Genomic DNA, 19,427 nt, shown 5'->3' with positions numbered 1-19,427 from the left:
GAGGCTCTCGTGGTGAGGAGTCGATGAGAAACGCTATCCCAGCAGGGAGAGCACATTGGCGATCTTGTTGTCGAGTTCGGCCCACTCGGCGGCAGGCTCGGAACCCGCGACGATGCCGGCGCCGGCAAACAGGGTGATGGCCTGCGCCGTGATGCGGGCGCTGCGGATGGCGACCGAGAACTCGGAGGTTTCCCGGCTCAGCATGCCGCAGGCGCCGGCATACCAGCCGCGATCATAGGGCTCGCGCTCGCGGATGAAAGCCAGCGCCGCCTCGCGCGGAGCGCCGCCCACCGCCGGGGTGGGGTGCAGCGCCTCCAGCAGTTGCCAGTCGCAGACGCCGGGCTTGAGTTCGGCCTCGATGTCGCACTTGAGGTGCTGCAGCAGCCGCAGTTTGAGAATGCGCGGCTCGGTCAGGCTGGCATCTGTGGTGAGCGGTGCCAGCCGGCTGAGGATGTCGGCGTGCACCAGCCGGTTTTCCAGCCGGTTCTTGCTGTCGGCCAGCAGCTCGGCGGCCAGCGCCGCGTCGGTCGCCTCGTCGCCGGAGCGGCGGATGGTGCCCGCCAGTGCCTCGGTGAAGAGGTGCTGCTGTTCGCGGCGATAGAGCCGCTCGGGGGAGCAGGCGATGAAGCTCTGCTCGGGGGAAAACTGGAAGCCGAAGTGAAAGCAGTCCTGACCGTGCTGTGCCCAACTGGCCAGCAGCGACCAGGGGGCGACGGCCTGCGGCTCGGTGGCATTCGTGGCACCCTCATGGGTGAGCCGGCTCTGGCGCGACAGCACCACCTTGGGGGTGTGGGCCTGGAAATCGGCGGCGGTCACCTGCTCGACCAGGGTCTGCCACTGGGGTTGGCTCGGGCAATCTTCCCGCTGCCACGGGTGGCGGGCTAGCGGGGGCAGGGGCGCCTCCGGCTGGAGGGCGTCGAGGGCGGCGGCGGCGGCCAGCAGTTCGGCCTCGAAGGCATCGCTGCCAGTCTGCTCCGGCAGCCAGAGGTTGAGGCAGAGGGTGACGCACTCGCCACGGCGCACCAGCTCGATGCGGGGCAGCACGAAACGACAGGGGCCGAATCCCTGCCATCCAGGCTGGGTGGGGTCGAATGCCAGCCCGCCATAGTAGCGGGGGCTGTCGTCATGGGGCTGGCTGGTGTGCTCGCAGACCTGGCGGATCGCCTGGGGCTTGGTCAGCTCACGCAGGCAGCCCAGTGCCACGTATTCGGGTTTGTCCTGTCCTCTGGCATGCCAATAGATGCGGGGATAGAGAGTCTGCGCCGCCAGCCAGCCCAGAAAGGAGCGAACCTCGATCGCGACGCGCAGTCGCACGAAGCCGCTGGCATTGCCATGACGCAGGGCGTCCAGTTGTTGCTTGATATGGGTCTGAGCCAACATGGATTTCGTCTATGAGCCGATAGTGACGGTCCATCCTGCAGAAGGATGCCGTTGGTTTATGCCAAAGGAGCGATTATTCCTATATATTATCTGCCCATTCGTCCATGTAAATCGCCCGGGGAGCCAACTCCCGAGGGGCCAAGTATACCGAAATCCGGTTCGATAACCCTTAACACGATCAATATCTGATTGTTTGGCCATCACAATATGACAAATACCTTATCTATTTGGTTGCTGGCGGCGCGTTTGCGAACGTTGCCGCTGGCGTGCTCCTCCATTTTGCTGGGATCCGGGCTGGCGGCCAGCCGCGGCGCCTTCGACGGCACCATCATGGCGCTCTCCCTGCTGACCGCCATTCTGCTGCAGATCCTCTCCAATCTGGCCAATGACTATGGGGATGCGGTATCCGGGGCGGACAATGGCGAGCGGATCGGCCCCCAGCGCGCCGTGGTCTCCGGCCTCATCACCCGCAAGCAGATGTGCGTGGCCATGGCGCTGACCGCCCTGGCCGCCGTGGTTAGCGGCCTCGCCCTGCTGGGCTGCGCCTTCGGCGATCAGTGGCTGCAGATCCTCACCTTCGTGCTGCTGGGCGGTGCCGCCATCGTGGCCGCCGTCACCTACACGGTGGGCAAGACTCCCTACGGCTATCGCGGCTTCGGCGACATCTCGGTGTTCCTCTTCTTCGGTCTGCTGGGGGTACTCGGCTCCTACTACCTGTTCACCAAAACCCTGCAGTGGGATCTGCTGCTGCCGGCCACCGCCTGTGGCCTGCTGGCCACCGCGGTGCTCAACATCAACAATGTGCGCGACATCGAGACCGACGCCGCCAGCGGCAAGATCACCCTGGCGGTGCGGCTCGGTCGCAACCGGGCCATCGCCTATCACTGGGTGCTGCTGGGGGCGGCGCTGCTGGCGACCATCGCCTTCATCCTGACCCAGCCTGCCAGCTTCTGGCCCTGGATCTTCCTGCCCGCCATGAAGCCGCTCACCGATGCCGCCCGAACCCTGCGCCAGAGCTTCGATGGCGAGGTGCTGACCGGTTCGCTCAAGAAGACCGCCATCAGCGCTTTCCTCTACAGCCTGCTGCTCTCCATCGGGCTGGCACTCTCCTGAGTCGCGACCTTGTCTGGCAATGAAGAAAGGCTCCCGCAGGGGAGCCTTTTTGCTGGTTGGGGTATGCTGTCCGGCCATTCACTCATCGGCCAGGAGGGCCGCCATGCGCGACTCGCTCAAGCAGAAGATCATCCAGGTGTGTCAGCAAAAGATTGCCCAGAAGGGGGAGACGGTCGGTGTCTCCTTCTATGCGTTTTTTGCCAACCGCAACGATGATCCCGAGTTGCTGATGGAGGCGGCGACCTGGTGGATCCAGACCCAGCGCCTCGATCACTTCGAGAAGGCGAGGAAGATCCTCCAGCTGGTGGAGCAGGAGTAAAGACGGGTTGAAAACCAGCGGGCTCCCATTCGGGAGCCCGCTGGCTGGTGCATGAGGTAACGCAGGCCTGCAACTAGCTGGCCCGTGCCAGCCTGGGAGCCCGACGGCGGGCGAAGAGCAGGCTGTCCAGCAGCCAGATCACCAGCATGGAGCCGCCCACCAGCGGGAAGCAGATGCCGAGCAGGATCAGCAGGGCAAGGGCACCGCGCATGGGGGGCAGGCTGGCCGGCAGCGGCGGGGCGGCGAGGCGGCCCTGCGGACGACGGCTCCACCAGATCCAGAGCCCGCTCACCGAGCTCAGCAACACCAGCAGGCAGATGAGCAGCATGGCGAGCTGATGCGGCCAACCGTAGAGCTTGCCCATGTGCAGCATGACGCCGGTTTCCACCGTCTTGGCGACCGGACCGTAGTCCTGCCAGCGCACGTCCGCCAGCACCTTGCCGCTGTATTGATCGATGTGCAGGGTGGCGTCGTTGCGCGGATCATCGGCAAAGATGGCGATGGTGTAGACACCGCTCGCCCCGGCCGGCGGCGTGATGCTGTAGCCCGGCGTGACCCGGCGTGCGGCGGCGATCTCCACCACCTGCTGCAGCGGGATGCGGTGCTCCGCCATCACCATGCCGTCGTGCTCGCCACCGTGTCCCATGGCGCTGTGGTCGTGGGCCTTGGGCTCGGCCGAGCTGGGGATGGGGGTGTTCTCCACCGCCCAGGGCACGGTCTGCTGGTGGGCATGGTTGAGGCTGCGGGCCAGGGGTGCCGACTTGGGCACCTCGTTCCACATGGCAGCCGGGAAACGGTTCCAGACGGCGGCAAACTGATCGCCCCAGAAGCCGGTCCAGGTCATGCCGCTCAAGAGCAGCAGCAGCAGGAAACCGGCGCCCCAGAAGCCGACCACGGCGTGCAGGTCGCGCCACCAGAGCCGGCCGCGCTGGCTGCGGCGCGGCCACAGGATGCCGCCAACCCCTGGCCCCTTGCGTGGCCACCAGAGATAGAGCCCGCTGATGAGCAGCACGATTCCCCAGCCGGCGGCCAGCTCGATCAGTCGATCCCCGGTGTTGCCGAGCAGCAGATCGGCGTGCAGGGCGCGCGCCACCGCCTGCAGATTCCACTTGTTGTCCATGGTGCCGAGCAGGGCGCCACTGGCGGGATCGAGGAACAGGGTCAGCTCGCTGCCTCCCTGGCGGACGATGAACTGGGCGCTGGCCTCCGGGCCTGTGGGGGGCAGGTATTTGCTCAGGCTGGCGTCCGGCATGGCCGCCATCACCTTGACCAGCAACTGGTCGGCGCTGAGCGATTGGCTGACGGGGGCGACCTTCATCAGCTCGGGGTACATGAGGTTGTCGAGCTGGGGCTTGAACAGATAGACGATCCCGGTCAGCGAGAGCAGGATCAGGAAGGGGGCGACGAAGAGACCCGCATAGAAGTGCCAGCGCCAGATGCGCTGATAGTGGTTCGCGTCCCGATTTTTCATCTCTGTTCCTTGCGCCTTGGGTTAACGTTTCAGTTGGGGGAATGTTGGTGGCGGCGCGGATGATAACAGCAACGTTTTGTTAACTGCAACAGAACATGATGGCTGGCCGAGGAGGTAGCCGAGTGCACGCCGGACCGCTTTGCCGCCGGTCAGAAGGTGGCGCAATCCCCTCTGGCCGAACCTTGTCAAAATGGACTTTTGGCAGAGAGATCATTACCTTGTTGCAACATAAGAGAGTGCTTGCACGGCGAAGAATCCAGGGAAGGAGGCAGACGTGAAGTTGCGACCCCACGGCCATTTCGAGATGCAGCGACAGGGCCAGGTGCTGATCTGCCGGCCGAGCGGCCCCTTCAATCTGGCGGGGGCCATGGCCTATGAGGCGCAGTTCAGCCAGCAGATCGCCAGCCTGAGTGCCGGCCCCTGGGGCATAGTCGAGGTGGCGACCGAATTCGAGGCGGCCGGGCCCGAGGTGCTTGCCCGTTTTCGCCGTCAGTTCGAGTGGTGTGCCAGCAATGGTTGCGCCTTTCTGGCGGTGGTGCTGGCGGGCAGTTTCAAGCAGTATCTGGCGGATCAGGTGTTCAGCGGCTTGCCGTTTGAGGGGATCCGGTACTTCGAGCAGACCGACGAGGCGCTGCACTGGCTGGAGCAGCAACTGGCCGGGCTCAATCCAGTCTGATAAACCACTTGTCCCGTTCGTCGATACAGTCCGGCTCACCCATCTCGAACTCACGGCAGATCAGGGGGCGCACCTCATGGATGCGGCACATCATCGCGGTGAGTGCGATCGAGGGGCGGCTCAATCCAGCCTGATAAACCACTTGTCCCGTTCGTCGATACAGTCCGGTTCACCCATCTCGAACTCACGGCAGATCAGGGGGCGCACCTCATGGATGTGGCACAGCATCGCGGTGAGTGCGATCGAGGGGCGGCTCAATCGAGTTTGATAAACCACTTGTCCCGCTCGTCGATACAGTCCGGTTCACCCATCTCGAACTCACGGCAGATTAGGGGGCGCACCTCATGGATGTGGCACATCATCGCGGTGAGTGCGATCTAGGGGCGGCTCAATCCAGCCTGATAAACCACTTGTCCCGCTCGTCGATACAGTCCGGCTCACCCATCTCGAACTCACGGCAGATCAGGGGGCGCACCTCGTAGATGCGGCACATCATGGTGTTGCGATCGAGCGCCGCGCACCAGCCATCTTCCAGCCGGTGCATCACAGGCACCTCGCCTTCCCGCTCTTCCACGTAGCGATCCGGAACGCCGGTATCGGTAAACAGCATCACTTCCAGGCGACAGCAGCACGCCTCGCAGTTCTGGCAGCTCACTTCTGGAGTTGTCATGGCACCTGCCTTGCTCTCATGGGCACGGATAAATATGAAACAGGCGCCGCTGGGGCGCCTGTGGTCTGAACCTTAGCCCAGTTTGCGGGCACGGTAGCTGCGCCCCTTGATCTTGCCTTCCTGCAGTCGCTTGAGGGCGGCGCTTGCCACCTGGCGCTTCACCGCCACGTAGGAGTACTGCTCGGCGATCTGGATCTTGCCCACGTCGCTGCCGGCAATGCCGCCTTCGCCGGTCAGGGCGCCCAGGATGTCACCGGCGCGCACCTTGCTCTTGCGGCCCGCATCGATGGAGAGGGTCACCATCTGCGGGGCTATGGGTTTGATGGCGCGGCCGATGGCATCGAGATCCCCCAGCGGCAGCGGGGCCTGCTGGTACTCCTCGATGATGTTGACGCGCTGGGCCTCGTTCGGCTGATAGAGGCTCAGGGCCAGGCCCTGCTGGCCGGCGCGGCCGGTACGACCGATGCGGTGCACGTGCACCTCGGGGTCATAGGTGAGCTCGTAGTTGATGACGGCGCCCAGCTCCTTGATATCCAGCCCGCGGGCCGCCACGTCGGTGGCCACCAGTATGGTGGCGCTGCCGTTGGCGAAGCGCACCAGCACCTGATCCCGCTCCCGCTGCTCCAGATCGCCGTTCAGCGCCAGTGCCGAGAAGCCCTTGGCGGCCAGATGATCGGCCACGTCGTTGCAGGCGCGCTTGGTGTTGCAGAACACCACGCAGGAGCCTGGCTGATAGTGGCTGAGCAGCCAGCCGAGGGCCTCGAGGCGCTGACCGGCCGGCACTTCATACAGCTTCTGCTCGATGGCGCTCTCCTCGTGCAGGGACTCCACGCTCACCTCGACCGGGTTGCGCTGCACGCCGCGGCTCATCTGGGCGATCCCCTCCGGATAGGTGGCGGAGAAGAGCAGGGTCTGGCGGTCGCGCGGGGCGTGGCTGATGACCCGGTTGATGTCTTCGCCAAAGCCCATGTCCAGCATGCGATCCGCTTCGTCCAGCACCAGCGTCTTGAGGCTGTCGAGCGCCAGGGTGCCCTGCTCCAGGTGCTTGAGGATCCGGCCCGGGGTGCCGACGGCGATGTGGGCACCGAAGCTCAGGGTGGCCGATTGCGGTGCGGTCGGGGTGCCGCCGCACAGAGTCACCAGCTTGACGTTGGGCAGGGTACGGGCGAGACGACGGATCTCGGTGGCAACCTGATCCGCCAGCTCGCGAGTCGGGCAGAGCACCAGCGCCTGTACCTCGAGCCGGTTGACGTCAAGGCGGGAGAGCAGGCCGAGGCCGAAGGCCGCGGTCTTGCCGCTGCCGGTTTTTGCCTTGGCGATCAAGTCTTTGCCATCGAGTACCAGGGGCAGGCTCTGGGCCTGGATCGGGGTCATCTGCAGATAACCCAGGCTGGCGAGGTTCTCGAGCAGGGCGGGGGAGAGGTTCAGGCTGCTAAATTCGTTGTTCACAAAAGGACTCTATATGGGAGAAAACGGGCTGCGCCGGGCGCAAGGGCGCGCATTGTACCAGAATCCGTCGTTGGATGTGGTGCAAATTTGAGCGACTGCTTCTGTTTGTGACAGTCAGTCCGGCGGCCAGGGGCCGGCTCGTCGACCGGCCCCTGGCAATCCGGAGCAGCGGTTCGCGGTCGCGGAAATATGTATCTGGCACCGTCAATATTCATCGCAAATAAGATAAACGTTTTTCACCCCGCCTTGATTAAATAAACTTGTCGTGAATTTGTACTGACCACTTCCGTGCGGCATTGCGAGTATTAAATGAATGTAATTAAGCTGTAAAATCAGGACTTTCAAAATGCCTGATTTATTTATAACTTATTGTTTGTGTTGATATTTGTTATTTATTGAACAATGATTGGATGCTCTCGTGAGCGTTTAATTAATTTAAAAACGTTTGTATTATCCAACATGCATATTTTTACCGCAGATTGTGATGGCTCTCTGAATTTTTAAATATGCAAATGTCTATGATGGCGCCGGTCAAAAATTACAATTCACTCAGGTGCTACAGGTATGGAATACGTTCACTTTGTGCTCGGACTCGTCATGGTCCTCGCTCTGGCGTTGCTGGCAAACCGCCACAACTGGAAACAGATCAAGTTGCGCTATATCGGCCAGCTGCTGGTGGTTGAACTGGCGCTGGCCTGGTTCATGCTGAACTCCGAAGTGGGTCTGGCGGTCGTAGGTGGTTTTGCCGCCGGCTTCACCAAGCTGATGGAATTTGCCAAGCAGGGGACCGACTTCGTGTTCGGTGGCCTGGTCAATGAGGGGGCCTTCTCCTTCTTCCTGATGGTGCTGATGCCCATCGTCTTCATCTCGGTGCTGATCGGCATTCTGCAGTACATCCGTCTGCTGCCGCTGGTGATCCGCGGCATCGGTACCGTGCTGGCCAAGATCAACGGCATGGGCAAGCTGGAGTCCTTCAACGCCATCAGCGCCATGATCGTCGGCCAGTCCGAGAACTTCATTGCGCTCAAGAAGATACTGCCGCACCTGAACGAGAAGCAGATGTACACCCTGGCCGCCACAGCCATGTCCACCGTCTCCATGTCCATCGTCGGTGCCTACATGCAGCTGATCGAGCCGCGCTACGTGGTTGCCGCCCTGGTGCTCAACATGTTCAGCACCTTCATCGTGCTGTCGCTGATCAACCCCTACGAGCCGGACAATACCGTGACCGATGCCAAGGCGCTGTCCGAGGGTGACGAGCACCACACCCCGAAGAAGGAGAACTTCTTCGAGATGCTGGGTGAGTACATCATGGCCGGTTTCACCGTGGCGGTGATCGTGGGTGCCATGCTGGTGGGCTTCATCGCCCTGATCGCCCTCATCAACTACCTGTTCGAGATGGCGTTCGGCGTCAACTTCCAGCACGTCATGGGCTACATCTTCTACCCCATCGCCTGGATCCTGGGCATCCCGGGCGGTGAAGCGCTGCAGGCCGGTTCCATCATGGCGACCAAGCTGGTGACCAACGAGTTCGTGGCCATGATGGATCTGGGCAAGATCGCGGCCCAGCTCTCTCCGCGCACCGTCGGCATCCTCTCCATCTTCATGGTGTCGTTCGCCAACTTCAGCTCCATCGGCATCATCGCCGGTGCGGTGAAGGCGCTGAACGAAGAGAAGGGCAACATGGTCTCCCGCTTCGGTCTGAAGCTGGTGTACGGCTCCACCCTGGTGAGCCTGCTCTCCGCCGTGATCGCCGGTGTGATGCTGTAAGTCATCCACCCGCTCTACCACGACAAACCCCTGCCTCGGCAGGGGTTTGTTTTTTGGTGGCCGACCACCTAGCCGGGCCAGTGGGCCCAGTAACCGGCGGCCAGCAGGGTGAGGGTGCAAAAGCCGGTCTCGAGGGCGCCGCCGCTTCTGAGCGGCCAGCCCGGCAGCCGGTAGCGGCGCTTGCCGGGCCAGAAGAGCGGGATGCCGGCCGGGGTGAGCCAGTCCCCCAGCAGGTGGCTGAGATAGCCGATGATGAGCGCATCCTTGACCCCGGCCGGCAGGGTGTCGGGTGGCAACTGCTGATTGAGCCCCCAGACGGCGACCGCCACCGCCAGCAGGCTGTGGGTGAAGCCGCGATGACCGAACAGGCGAGAGAGGGGTTTCGAGATCCAGGGCAGCCGCTGCCCCAATACCGACTTGGGGTGGTCGAGGTCCGGCAGCAGGGCGCTGGCCAGGGCGGCGGGTACGGTCTGCCACAGGCTGGCGTCGGCTAGGGCCGGCGTCAGCTGGAGTTTGTGGGCGACCAGGGTGCAGGTAACGGAGAAGAGCAGGTGCCCTTGGGCGGTCATGATGGCTACGACATGGGAAAATGGCGGCGCATCTTACCAGTGTCGCGGGCCATTGCAGCAAAAAACCGGGGCCCGGCGGGTGACCCGGTCATTAACTGCGCGGATCTTCCACCTTGGTGTCGGCAGGCACCCGTTTTTTACCCAGCACCATGGCGCGCACCAGGTCGCTGCGGGTGAGGCGATCGGTCAGGATCACCACGGCCGCATGGACGCCGACGGCGGCCATCAGGGTGTTGGCGAGGACGCCGTGCAGCTCCTCCAGCCAGTCGTCGCCCCAGAAGGCATCCCAGGTGGTGAGCCAGCCGGTGACCACGGTGCCGACCAGCGACAGCAGCAGCAGCCAGATCATCAGGGCGCCGACCGGGTTGTGGCCAAGGTAGTAGGGGTGATGCCCGCTGGCCAGCTGGCGCAGGTAGTAGCGCACCCGGGCCGGGGTCGGCCACCACTGGCCGAAGCGGGCATAATGAGGGCCGATCAGTCCCCACAGCAGGCGGATGATGAGCAGGATGCCCACCGCGTAGCCGGCGTACTTGTGGGGCTTGCTACCCTCTTCCAGCACGAAGAAGTTGAGCAGGCAGAGGGTGACGGTGGCCCAGTGAAACACCCGGATGAGGGGATCCCAGACTTTCACTTCAGACGAGGTTGTCATGGTGTGGCTCCATGGAAAGGGCCGGCAGGAGACCGGCCCATGGCCGGATTATTCGTCGATCTCTTCTTTCACTTTCTTCAGATCGGTCGGGTCGAAGTAGATCTCGACCTTGCGCTTCTCCTTGTCCCAACCGTAAATCTCGTAGCAGTTGGTCTCGGTGACCTTGAACTTCTTGATGTCATAGCCCATCGCCTTGATCTGCTGCTGGGCGTCGGCTTCGCTCATCCACTTGCTCTTGTCGGCCTGGGTGCATTGGGGGTCGGCCAGGGCTGCGCCGCTCAACAGAGGGATCAGTAACAACAGGGGGGTCAGTTTCATTGCTTGCTCCTTGCGGGTGGTTGGGTCAACAGCCACAAGGCTAGTTCACCAGCCTTAAGAAAGAATTAAGCGCAGAAGGAAATGAATGGGTCTCCCCGGCAGGGCGCCGGGGAGCGGGCTCAGCTCAGCTTGCCCCTGACCAGCCACTTGTCCAGCGCGTTGGCGAAGCGCTGCTTGTCGGCCGCGTTGAGGGGGGCCGGGCCGCCGGTCTGGACCCCGGCCGAGCGCAGCTCTTCCATGAAGTTGCGCATGCCGAGCCGGGCCTTGATGGTCTCGTGGGTATAGATCTCACCGCGGGGATTGAGCGCCTCGCCGCCGGCATCGATCACCAGGGCGGCGAGGGGGATGTCGCCGGTGATCACCAGATCGCCGGGTTTGACCTGCTGGGCGATGACATGATCTGCCACATCGAAGCCCTTCTCCACCTGCTGGGTCTTGATGAAGGGGGAGGGGGGCACCCGCAGCCCCTGATTGGCCACTAGCGTGGTCACCACCTGGGCGCGGTGGGCGGCGCGATAGAGGATCTCCTTGACCGGAATGGGGCAGGCATCGGCATCAACCCAGATGGGCATGGCATGGCTTCCTGTGTCTGAAACGAGTGGCGCATCTTAGCACGGCCGGGGGCGGCCGGCTGCCCCGGGGCTGAGTCGGGTCCGGCTTTGGTGTAAGCTGGGCCGATGAACATGAGCGAGAAGGACGAGCAGATGGATCGGGTGCCCAGTGACGTGATTTATGGCCTGACCCTGGATGGCAGGGGGGGGCATGCAGCCGCTGGCGGTGGGCAGCGAGATACCGGCAGCGAAGCCGGGCTGGCTGCATCTTGACTATGGCAACCCGGAGGCGGCGCGCTGGCTGTTGCAGACCCCGCTGCTGGGTGATGCGGCGCGCGAGTCGCTGCTCGGCCAGAGCAATCGACCCAAGCTGGTGCGGATGGGCGAGACTGTGCTGCTGATCCTGCGTGGCATCAACCACAACAAGGATCACAGGCCCGAAGAGATGGTGGCGCTGCGGATCTTCATCACGCCGGATCTCATCATCAGCAGCCGGCGCCGGCCGCTACTGTCGGAAAAAGATGTCTTCGAGCAGCTGAAGCAGGGGGGCGGCGCCGACACCCCGGCCGACTGGCTGGTGGAGATCTGCGATGCCCTGACCGATCGGGCCGGGGAGTTTGTCGAGGAGCTGCACGACCAGATCCTGGATCTGGAAGAGCAGGTGCTGATGCGCGACCTGCCTGCCAACGGCCGGCTGGCGCTGATCCGAAAACAGCTCATCATGATCCGCCGCTACCTCTCCCCCCAGCGGGATCTGGTGGCGCGCCTCGCCAACGAGAAGATCAGCTGGCTGGACGAGGACGACCGGCGCCGCCTGCTCGACATCGCCGACCGGCTGCGGCGCTGGCTGGACGATCTGGATGCCGGGGTGGCACGCACCGCCGTGCTGGCGGACGAGATCAACAACCTGATGGCGGAGGCGACCAACCGTCGCGCCTACCAGATGTCGGTGATGGCGCTGCTGTTTCTGCCCGCCAGCTTCCTGACCGGCCTGTTCGGCATCAACCTGGGAGGCATTCCCGGGGCCGAGAGCCCGACCGCCTTCTGGATCTTCTGCGGTTCCCTGGTGGCGATGGCCGCCGGGCTGGCGGTCTGGCTCAAACACAGACGCTGGTGGTAAGGAGCAGACATGACCACATGGGAATCTTTTGGCGTGACCCTGCTGTTGCTGCTGGGCCACACCCTCGTTCGCGGTCTCATTCACAAGAGCCTGATGGCCCTCGGCCAGAGCCGGCAGGTGAGCGAGAACCGGGTGCTCTACGTGGAGCACGTGTTCCACTTCCTGCTCGGCTGCGCCACCCTGCTGATCCTGGCCGGGGTGTGGGGGCTCGACTTCTCGCGGCTGGTGGTACTGGCCTCCTCCTTCTTCGCGGTGCTGGGGGTCGCCATGGTGGCGCAGTGGTCGATCCTCTCCAACATCACCGCCAGCATCACCATCTTCTTCGCCTTCCCCTACAAGATTGGCGATCGGATCCGGATCCTCGACAAGGATGACTCCGTCACCGGCGTCATCACCGAGATCGGCCTCTTCTACGTGCGGGTACGCGATGACAACGGCGATCTGGTCACCTATCCCGCCAACCTGATCCTGCAAAAACCGGTCAGGCGGCTGGAGGGCAAGGGGGCGGAACCCCAGCAACCGGAATGAGAAAAGGCTCCCACGGGAGCCTTTTTTGTACGTGCCACTCTCTCAACGTTCGAAGAAGCGGTAGAGATGCTCGATCTGGATCGGGCAGTCCGCCACCAGATGCACGTGCTGGCGGGCCTCTTCGACCGAACCGAAGCTGAGGGGGCAACCCAGGGTGTCGGTCATCTCGTACAGTTTGCCGTCCTGTCCCCTGAACTCCACGATCCAGCCGGGCAGGATGGCATCCTGCAGGATCTCGGCTTCCTTGAAGACCTGCTGCTGGTAGAGTTGGCGAAGTTCATTGACTGTCATGACATCCTCCCGTGACGCTTGATGCCACTTCAAGTCTAGTGGTTGCGGCCGCCATCAGGTGGCTCATTTGGCCGTCTTGAGGTGCTCCCAGGCCCAGCGCAGGCGGATGAAGGTATCGGCATCGCCCCCGCGATCCGGGTGGTGTTGCAGCGCTAGTTCCCGCCAGCGGCGGCGGATGGCGTCAGGCCCCGCTCCGGCCGGCAGGGCGAACAGGGTCAGCGCCTCGGTCCTGTGTTCATCCCGTGCGTAGGCCCGCCAGAAGCTGCCGAGCAGGGCCTCCACCTCCTCCCGGTCGGTCTGCCAGAACACCTGCCAGTCGAGGTAGTAGCTGCGCAGCGCCTCACCCTGGGCGAGGGCGCGTGCCGCGTTGCGAGGAGCGAGTGGTTCGAGCCGGATATCCAGGGTGCTGATCAGCAGCCACCATCCTTCATCATGGAGCTCGGCCTGCAGCTGATAGAGGGCGTTCATGATGAGGAAGTTGAGCCGAAACAGCTGCTGCTGCTCGTCCCCCGGCAGAGGCGGGATGAGCTCCTGGCGACGCAGCTCGGCCAGCAGCTCGTGCACCTTGTAGCTGCCGTTGGCCTCCCTGAGCAGTGCCAGCAGCGGGGCGAGCAGCGGGTTGGCGGTCGATTCGGCAGAGTTCACTGGCCGGCTCCCTCTTTGGGAGGCTGCAGGGCGATCAGCAGCTCCCCGGCCAGCGGCTCGACGGGGCCGGTGACGATGCGGGTCCGCCCCTTGCCGTCCAGCACGAACAGCGGGATGGCGCCCGGGTTGGCCTCCTGATACTGGGCCCAGTCGAACGCCTCGCTCAGGCGGGTCGCCTTGATCTGGCCACCCCGGCTCAGCAGGCCGCTCAGCCTGGCGTAGTTGATGTCGGGACCGAACAGGTTCTGACGGGCGCGGAAGGTGGCGCTCTCCCGGTTGGCCTTGCCGTGCTGCTCGCTGGAGCGCAACGAGTAGACCTTCTCCTCGCCGTAGAGGTGGGCGAAGTGCAGCACGCCGAGGGCATTGTTGTGACGGTTGGGGGAGAGCGCCAGCACGGTACTGATGCTGGTGAGCGGCAGGTGCAGCTCGGCGTGTTCGGATTGCGGATTGCCGAAGTAGCAGGGCAGGTTGCTCATGCGCGCCTGACGGCAGAACTCCCAGGCCGGATCGCAGAGCTGGACCGGCACCCCCTGATCCGCCAGTGCCCGGCCGATGGCTCGCGCCACCGAGTTGGCTCCGATGATGAGCCAGGTGTTGGGGGCGCTCTGGCGCATCTTGAGCAGCCCGGCCAGCGGCGCCGAAGTGAGGCTCTGCAGCACCACGGTGGAGATGATCACCGCAAACACCAGCGGCACCAGCTTGTCGGCATCGGCAATACCGGCCTCATGCAGGCTGATGGCGAAGGAGGCGCTGACCGCCGCCGCCACTATGCCGCGCGGCGCGATCCAGCCGAGCAGGGCGCGGGCCTGCCAGGAGAGATCGGATCCCCAGGTGGAGACCAGGATGCAGAGCGGGCGTGCCACGAACTGCACCACACACAGCAGCGCCAGCACCATGGGGCCGAGCTGCCAGAGCTGGGCCAGATCGAGGCGGGCCGCCAGCAGGATGAAGAGGGAGGAGATGAGGATGACGGCGAGATCTTCCTTGAAGGCCAGCACCTCCTCCAGATCCAGCCCCTCCTGATTGGCTAGCCAGATGCCGAACACGGTCACTGCCAGCAGGCCGGATTCGTGGCTGAGCCAGTTGGAGAGGCTGAAGGTGACCAGCACCAGCGCCAGCACGCCGAACTTGTGCAGGCTGACCGGCAGCCAGTCTTTGCGGATCAGCAGGGTGGTGAGCCAGCCGGCACCCACCCCGATGAGGGAGCCCACCCCCACCGTCTTGGCCAGCGCCAGCAGGGTGTGGCCGACCAGATCTCCCTGGCTGCCGAGGCGCACCGCCTCGAACACCAGCACCGCAAACAGGGCGCCGATGGGATCGATGACGATCCCCTCCCAGCGCAGGATGCGGTCCACCTCCCGGGTCGGGCGGATCACGTTGAGCATGGGGGCGACCACGGTGGGGCCGGTCACCACCAGCACGGCGCCGAGCACCATGGCGACCCGCCAGTCCAGCCCCAGCAGGAAGTAGCCGGCGCTGCCGATGACGGCGAAGCTCACCAGCATGCCGGTGGAGCAGAGGTTGCGCACCACCTTGCCGATCCCCTTGAGCTCGGCCAGGTGCAGGGTCAGTGCCCCCTCGAACAAGATGATGGCGACCGACAGGGAGACCAGCGGAAACAGCAGGTCGCCGAGCAGGGCGTCGGGGTCGAGCAGGCCGCCGACCGGCCCCAGCAGCAGGCCGGTGAGCAGCAGAAACAGGATGGCGGGCACCCGCAGCGACCAGGCGAGCCACTGGGCCAGCACTGAGACCAGGGCGATCCCGGCCAGGGAGAGAGCGATCATGCAGACCTCGGTTGGGGCAATGGACCTGGAGGAAGTGTAGTGGGGAAGATGGTCAGATTGACACCGCCCGAAAGCGGGGGCAAGCGCCCAGGAGGGCAGCGCGACAGCGGGCGTCACGATTGTCGGGGGAGGCTTGGCAGGGAGGGGGCCGCAGGTTGCGGCCATCAGCCGGATTAGATGGGGCTCTCTTTGTGGAGTTCGGTGACACAGTCGGCCACCGCCAGCACCAGCGCTGAGCGCACCACCTGATCGAGCCGGTTCAGCTGCATCTGGTAGAAGGGCCAGTCCTCCTCGTTGGCGGGGGCCTCCTGCGGCATCATGCCGCCCTGGCTGACGCCGTGCAGGCGTGCCAGCAGATCGCGGATCGGCTTGTCGCTGAAGCGATAATCCTTGGGGTCGCGCACCAGAAAATCGCGGATCTTCAGGTAAGCCTCGAGATCCTGATAGCGTTCGAGGGAGATGAGGCCGAGGGCGAAGATGAGCTTGAGGCGCACCTCCAGCTGGCCGAGGGGGCCGCTCTGGTTGAGCAGGGGTTCGATGGCGTATTTGACGGCATACTCCTCCTGACGGAACGCGCGTCGCATCAGGGAGTCGACCGCCTCTTCCAGGATGGTCACGACCTCGAGAAAGAAGCCGCGGGGGCCATCCTGCTCGTTCAGTCGTTCCAGTACTTCATCTTCCTGGTGTGTGGTCATAAGTGCATTGGGTCCAGCTGACTGGGAGAGAGTAGGCCTCTCTCCCGGTTTTTATCGTATGAGGCGCTTTGGTGGCCGGCCTTAGTGGGCCGGCGGCGACGGCGCCTCATCAGGTCACTTCAAATTGCCATAACGGGTGACGATGGCGCTGACGATGTCGCTGTCGGCGGCCAGGCCGGTGATGCGCGCCAGAGCCTGGGCCGGGCCCAGCTCCGCCAGCAGCTGTTGCAGCTCCACCGCCTGCGGGTCGTCGGCGTTGCGATAGTGCAGCGCCGCAGCGATCCCCTCCTGCAGGTGATCGTTTGGCAGGCCGTACTCCAGGGTGCCGAGCAGCGGCTTCACCAGCCGATCCCCCGCCGCCAGCTTGCGCAGCGGCTGACGGCCGACCCGGTCAATCTCGTCCACCAGATAGGGGTTGGCGAAGCGGGCCAGGATCTTCTCGATGTAGGCGGCATGCAGGCGCGGGTCGAACCCGTAGCGTTGCACCAGCACGGCGCCGCTCTCCTCCATGGCGCGACGCACCTTGCTGCGGATCAGCGGATCCTCGATCGCCTCGCGGATGGTGCGATAGCCCCTCAGCTTGCCGAGGTAGGCGGTGACGATGTGGCCGGTGTTGAGGGTGAACAGCTTGCGCTCGACGAAGGCCATCAGGTTGTCGGTGGGCTCCATGCCCGCCACCTGCGGCAGCTCGCCCTTGAACTGGGTCTGGTCGACGATCCACTCGCTGAAGCTCTCCACCGTCACTTCCAGTGGATCATCGTTGGCCGCCGCCGGCGGGACGATGCGGTCCACCGCCGAATCGACGAAGCCGATGCAGGCGTCGAGGGTGGCATGATACGCGACCGGCAGGTACTTGAGTACCTCCTGCTTGAGGTGGCTGGTGCCGCGCACCATGTTCTCGCAGGCGATGACGTTGAGCGGCGTCAGGTTGCCGGCATCGAAGCGGGCCTGCAGCCCCTGGGCCAGGGTGCTGGCAATCTTGTCCAGAATGTTGGGGCCGACCGCGGTGGTGACCAGATCGGCGGTGATGATGCGGGCGATCACCTCGTGGCCGGCGGAGCTCACCGCCGCCACGTTGCGCACCACGTCGAGCTTCTGATCCGCTCCCACCACGTGCACCTTGTACTCCTGGCGGTGGTTGAGCTGGTCGATCAGGGTCTCGTTGACGTCGGCAAAAGTGACCTGATGGCTGGCGTCGGCCAGCAGTTTTCCGATGAAGCCGCGACCGATATTGCCGGCACCAAAATGCAATGTTTTCATGATATTAACCTCTTGAACCAAAGACGATGAAGGACGATCAGGCAGCCTGTTCGGCACCCAGCAGCTCCAGGAACTCCTGGGGATCCTGGGTGCTGGCCAGCCGGTCGATGAGACCGGGTTCGTCCAGTGCATTGGTCAGGCGGGTTATCACCTGCATGTGTTCGTCGTTGCGGGCGGCGATGCCGATCACCAGCCGCGCCACTTCATCGGCCGCCTCGCCGAAGGCGACCCCGGCCGGGTATTGGCAGATGACGATGCCGGTGCGCTTCACAAACTCCTTGGCGGCGATGGTGCCGTGAGGCACGGCGATGGATTCGCCGAGGTAGGTGGAGACCAGCTGTTCGCGCTCCAGCATGGCGTTGACGTAGTCGGGCGCTACGTAGCCTCGCTCCGCCAGCAGCTTGCCGGCAGCCCGGATGGCGGCCTCCTTGTTGTCGGCCTTGAGCCCCAGGTGCACGTCATGACGGCTCAGGGTGAACACTTCCGGCTCCTGCGGCTCGTAGCTGTCGTCGTTGGCGGCCACCAGCAGTTGCGGGTTGGCGACGTCATCGTTGGCGGCCTGGGTCAGGCTCTGTACCAGCTCCTGATAGAGACCGTTGTCGAGGAAGTTGGTGAGCGAGATGTGGTGGGCGTGCGGCGCGTGGCGACGGGCCCGCTCGGTCAGATCCTTGTGGGTGATGACCCAGTCCACCTGATCGTCGAGCTGATCGATGGCGCGGTTGGTGACGCTGATGTCGAGGCCGGCGGCCTGCACCCGCTTGCGCAGCAGGCCGGCGCCCATGGCGCTGGAACCCATGCCCGCATCGCAGGCGACGACGATGTTGCGTACCGCCATCAGTTCGCCGCCCGGCTTCTTGGCCGCTGCGCTCTCGGGCTTGGCACCCTTCATGGCTTTCATCTTGCGGGTGGCTTCACCGAGGGCATCGGCCTCGTCGGCTTCCGGCTGCTGGGCACGCACGAACACGGCGGCGACCAGGAAGGAGACCAGGGTGGCGCTGATGATGGAGAGAGCGACCCCTATGAGGGAGGCTTTCGGCGTCATCAACAGCACGGCGAAGATGGAACCCGGTGAGGCGGGGGAGACCAGACCTGCGTTGAACAGGGTCAGGGTGAACACCCCGGTCATGCCGCCGGCGATCACCGCCAGGATGAGACGCGGGTTCATCAGCACGTACGGGAAGTAGATCTCGTGGATGCCGCCGAAGAAGTGAATGATGGAGGCACCGGCAGCGGACTGCTTGGCGGCGCCGCGACCGAACACCATGTAGGCCAGCAGCACGCCCATGCCCGGGCCCGGGTTCGCTTCGATCAGGAAGAAGATGGAGCGGCCGTGCTCGGTGGCCTGCTGGATCCCCAGCGGCGAGAAGATGCCGTGGTTGATGGCGTTGTTGAGGAACAGGATCTTGGCCGGCTCGACGAAGATGGAGGTGAGCGGCAGCAGGTTGTTGTCCACCAGGAAGCCGACGCCACCGGCCAGCACGCCGGAGAGCACCTTGACGAAGGGGCCGATGACGAAGAAGGCGAGGATGGCCAGCAGCATGCCGATGAGGCCGGCGGAGAAGTTGTTGACCAACATCTCGAAGCCGCTCTTGACGCGACCTTCCATCGCCTTGTCGAACCGCTTGATGGCCCAGCCACCGAGCGGGCCGACCATCATGGCGCCCATGAACATGGGGATGTCGGTCCCCACGATGACGCCCATGGTGGTGATGGCACCGACCACGCCGCCGCGCTCACCGCCCATCAGCTTGCCGCCGGTATAGCCAATCAACAGCGGCAGCAGGTAGGTGATCATGGGGCCGACCAGCTTGGCCAAGGTTTCGCTCGGCAGCCAGCCGGTGGGGATGAAGAGGGCGGTAATAAAGCCCCAGGCGATGAAGGCGCCTATGTTGGGCATGACCATATTGGACAGGAAGCGTCCAAAATTCTGTATCTTGACTTTGGTATCCGGTGATAACATGTCGGGACCCCGTTTTAAGCCTGTTTGATTAAAAGTGGTAGTCGGGCTGGCCGGTTTTGCCGAACCGCCATCCCTGTCGTCTAAGCAACTTCAATCTACCAGCTTGCGATCAAATTAGGCTGAAAACGGGGTGTCTTGTGACACAGCTCTCAAATACCCCGACCCCCCCCCTCCCTTCATAGTGACGCCGATCACATTCACTCTCTGTA

The 19,427-nt window shown here is 63.9% G+C and carries 20 protein-coding genes and 1 pseudogene; 6 read left to right on the top strand and 15 right to left on the bottom strand.

Annotation, left to right across the window (positions count from 1 at the left end; all coding sequences use genetic code 11):
* Positions 1-33 precede the first annotated feature (33 nt).
* Positions 34-1,380 (bottom strand): isochorismate synthase, encoded by a 1,347-nt coding sequence (locus CAK78_RS15070; protein ID WP_094697805.1) that lies wholly within the window; start codon positions 1,378-1,380, stop codon positions 34-36.
* Between the two features lie 207 nt (positions 1,381-1,587).
* Between CAK78_RS15070 and CAK78_RS15065 the strand changes: the two genes are divergently transcribed.
* Positions 1,588-2,493: a 1,4-dihydroxy-2-naphthoate polyprenyltransferase gene (locus tag CAK78_RS15065; RefSeq protein ID WP_005308387.1), complete on the top strand. Its 906-nt coding sequence runs from the start codon at positions 1,588-1,590 to the stop codon at positions 2,491-2,493.
* A 103-nt stretch (positions 2,494-2,596) separates the two neighbouring features.
* Entirely contained in the window at positions 2,597-2,812 is a 216-nt protein-coding gene (locus tag CAK78_RS15060; protein WP_010635255.1) for a DUF6500 family protein, read from the top strand.
* A 73-nt stretch (positions 2,813-2,885) separates the two neighbouring features.
* On the opposite strand, the gene CAK78_RS15055 is transcribed toward CAK78_RS15060, so the two are convergent.
* Positions 2,886-4,283 (bottom strand): PepSY-associated TM helix domain-containing protein, encoded by a 1,398-nt coding sequence (locus CAK78_RS15055; protein WP_094697804.1) that lies wholly within the window; start codon positions 4,281-4,283, stop codon positions 2,886-2,888.
* Positions 4,284-4,557: 274 nt separating this feature from the next.
* On the opposite strand from CAK78_RS15055, the gene CAK78_RS15050 reads away from it, so the two are divergent.
* Positions 4,558-4,959: a hypothetical protein gene (locus CAK78_RS15050; protein WP_094697803.1), complete on the top strand. Its 402-nt coding sequence runs from the start codon at positions 4,558-4,560 to the stop codon at positions 4,957-4,959.
* A 120-nt stretch (positions 4,960-5,079) separates the two neighbouring features.
* Here the strand turns inward: CAK78_RS15050 and CAK78_RS22870 are convergent, their stop codons facing one another.
* The 3 genes from CAK78_RS22870 to dbpA all read right to left on the bottom strand — a co-directional run bounded on the left by CAK78_RS22870 (position 5,080) and on the right by dbpA (position 7,078).
* Entirely contained in the window at positions 5,080-5,235 is a 156-nt protein-coding gene (locus CAK78_RS22870) for a hypothetical protein (RefSeq protein WP_176452808.1), read from the bottom strand.
* 112 nt (positions 5,236-5,347) lie between these two features.
* The gene (locus CAK78_RS15045) at positions 5,348-5,629 is read right to left on the bottom strand and encodes a YkgJ family cysteine cluster protein (protein ID WP_024942310.1); all 282 of its coding nucleotides are present in this window, start codon (positions 5,627-5,629) and stop codon (positions 5,348-5,350) included.
* A gap of 72 nt (positions 5,630-5,701) precedes the next feature.
* Entirely contained in the window at positions 5,702-7,078 is a 1,377-nt protein-coding gene (gene dbpA / locus CAK78_RS15040) for an ATP-dependent RNA helicase DbpA (protein ID WP_094697802.1), read from the bottom strand.
* A 564-nt stretch (positions 7,079-7,642) separates the two neighbouring features.
* On the opposite strand from dbpA, the gene CAK78_RS15035 reads away from it, so the two are divergent.
* A complete protein-coding gene (locus CAK78_RS15035; RefSeq protein WP_094697801.1) occupies positions 7,643-8,848 on the top strand; it encodes a NupC/NupG family nucleoside CNT transporter in 1,206 nt (401 codons plus the stop codon).
* Between the two features lie 68 nt (positions 8,849-8,916).
* On the opposite strand, the gene CAK78_RS15030 is transcribed toward CAK78_RS15035, so the two are convergent.
* The 4 genes from CAK78_RS15030 to CAK78_RS15015 form a co-directional block, all read right to left on the bottom strand.
* A complete protein-coding gene (locus tag CAK78_RS15030; protein WP_094697800.1) occupies positions 8,917-9,417 on the bottom strand; it encodes a metal-dependent hydrolase in 501 nt (166 codons plus the stop codon).
* Positions 9,418-9,508: 91 nt separating this feature from the next.
* A complete protein-coding gene (locus tag CAK78_RS15025; RefSeq protein ID WP_094697799.1) occupies positions 9,509-10,066 on the bottom strand; it encodes a cytochrome b/b6 domain-containing protein in 558 nt (185 codons plus the stop codon).
* 48 nt (positions 10,067-10,114) lie between these two features.
* Complete coding sequence (locus CAK78_RS15020) at positions 10,115-10,384, bottom strand: PepSY domain-containing protein (protein WP_005308413.1); 270 nt, start codon at positions 10,382-10,384, stop codon at positions 10,115-10,117.
* Positions 10,385-10,503: 119 nt separating this feature from the next.
* The gene (locus CAK78_RS15015; RefSeq protein ID WP_094697798.1) at positions 10,504-10,956 is read right to left on the bottom strand and encodes a YaiI/YqxD family protein; all 453 of its coding nucleotides are present in this window, start codon (positions 10,954-10,956) and stop codon (positions 10,504-10,506) included.
* Between the two features lie 105 nt (positions 10,957-11,061).
* On the opposite strand from CAK78_RS15015, the pseudogene zntB reads away from it, so the two are divergent.
* Both zntB and CAK78_RS15005 read left to right on the top strand, forming a co-directional pair.
* Positions 11,062-12,055, top strand: a pseudogene (zntB, locus tag CAK78_RS15010) (zinc transporter ZntB).
* A gap of 9 nt (positions 12,056-12,064) precedes the next feature.
* Entirely contained in the window at positions 12,065-12,583 is a 519-nt protein-coding gene (locus CAK78_RS15005) for a mechanosensitive ion channel domain-containing protein (protein ID WP_094697797.1), read from the top strand.
* A gap of 42 nt (positions 12,584-12,625) precedes the next feature.
* On the opposite strand, the gene CAK78_RS15000 is transcribed toward CAK78_RS15005, so the two are convergent.
* The 6 genes from CAK78_RS15000 to CAK78_RS14975 form a co-directional block, all read right to left on the bottom strand.
* Entirely contained in the window at positions 12,626-12,874 is a 249-nt protein-coding gene (locus CAK78_RS15000) for a hypothetical protein (RefSeq protein ID WP_094697796.1), read from the bottom strand.
* A 63-nt stretch (positions 12,875-12,937) separates the two neighbouring features.
* Positions 12,938-13,519 carry a DNA-J related domain-containing protein gene (locus CAK78_RS14995; RefSeq protein WP_094697795.1) on the bottom strand — a complete coding sequence of 194 codons (582 nt, stop codon included), beginning with the start codon at positions 13,517-13,519 and terminating at the stop codon, positions 12,938-12,940.
* The gene (locus CAK78_RS14990) at positions 13,516-15,303 is read right to left on the bottom strand and encodes a cation:proton antiporter (RefSeq protein WP_176452809.1); all 1,788 of its coding nucleotides are present in this window, start codon (positions 15,301-15,303) and stop codon (positions 13,516-13,518) included. The genes CAK78_RS14995 and CAK78_RS14990 overlap by 4 nt, the downstream gene beginning before the upstream one ends.
* A gap of 173 nt (positions 15,304-15,476) precedes the next feature.
* A complete protein-coding gene (locus tag CAK78_RS14985; RefSeq protein WP_005308438.1) occupies positions 15,477-15,998 on the bottom strand; it encodes an MltR family transcriptional regulator in 522 nt (173 codons plus the stop codon).
* A gap of 114 nt (positions 15,999-16,112) precedes the next feature.
* A complete protein-coding gene (locus CAK78_RS14980; protein WP_010635246.1) occupies positions 16,113-17,258 on the bottom strand; it encodes a mannitol-1-phosphate 5-dehydrogenase in 1,146 nt (381 codons plus the stop codon).
* 37 nt (positions 17,259-17,295) lie between these two features.
* Complete coding sequence (locus CAK78_RS14975) at positions 17,296-19,218, bottom strand: PTS mannitol transporter subunit IICBA (protein ID WP_094697792.1); 1,923 nt, start codon at positions 19,216-19,218, stop codon at positions 17,296-17,298.
* Between the last annotated feature and the right edge of the window lie 209 nt (positions 19,219-19,427).

The organism is Aeromonas sp. A35_P, assembly GCF_002259925.1.
Taxonomy (GTDB): Bacteria; Pseudomonadota; Gammaproteobacteria; order Enterobacterales; family Aeromonadaceae; genus Aeromonas; species Aeromonas dhakensis.
Note: the sequence above shows the minus strand (reverse complement) of the source record. Positions and strands in the feature narration are given on the sequence as shown.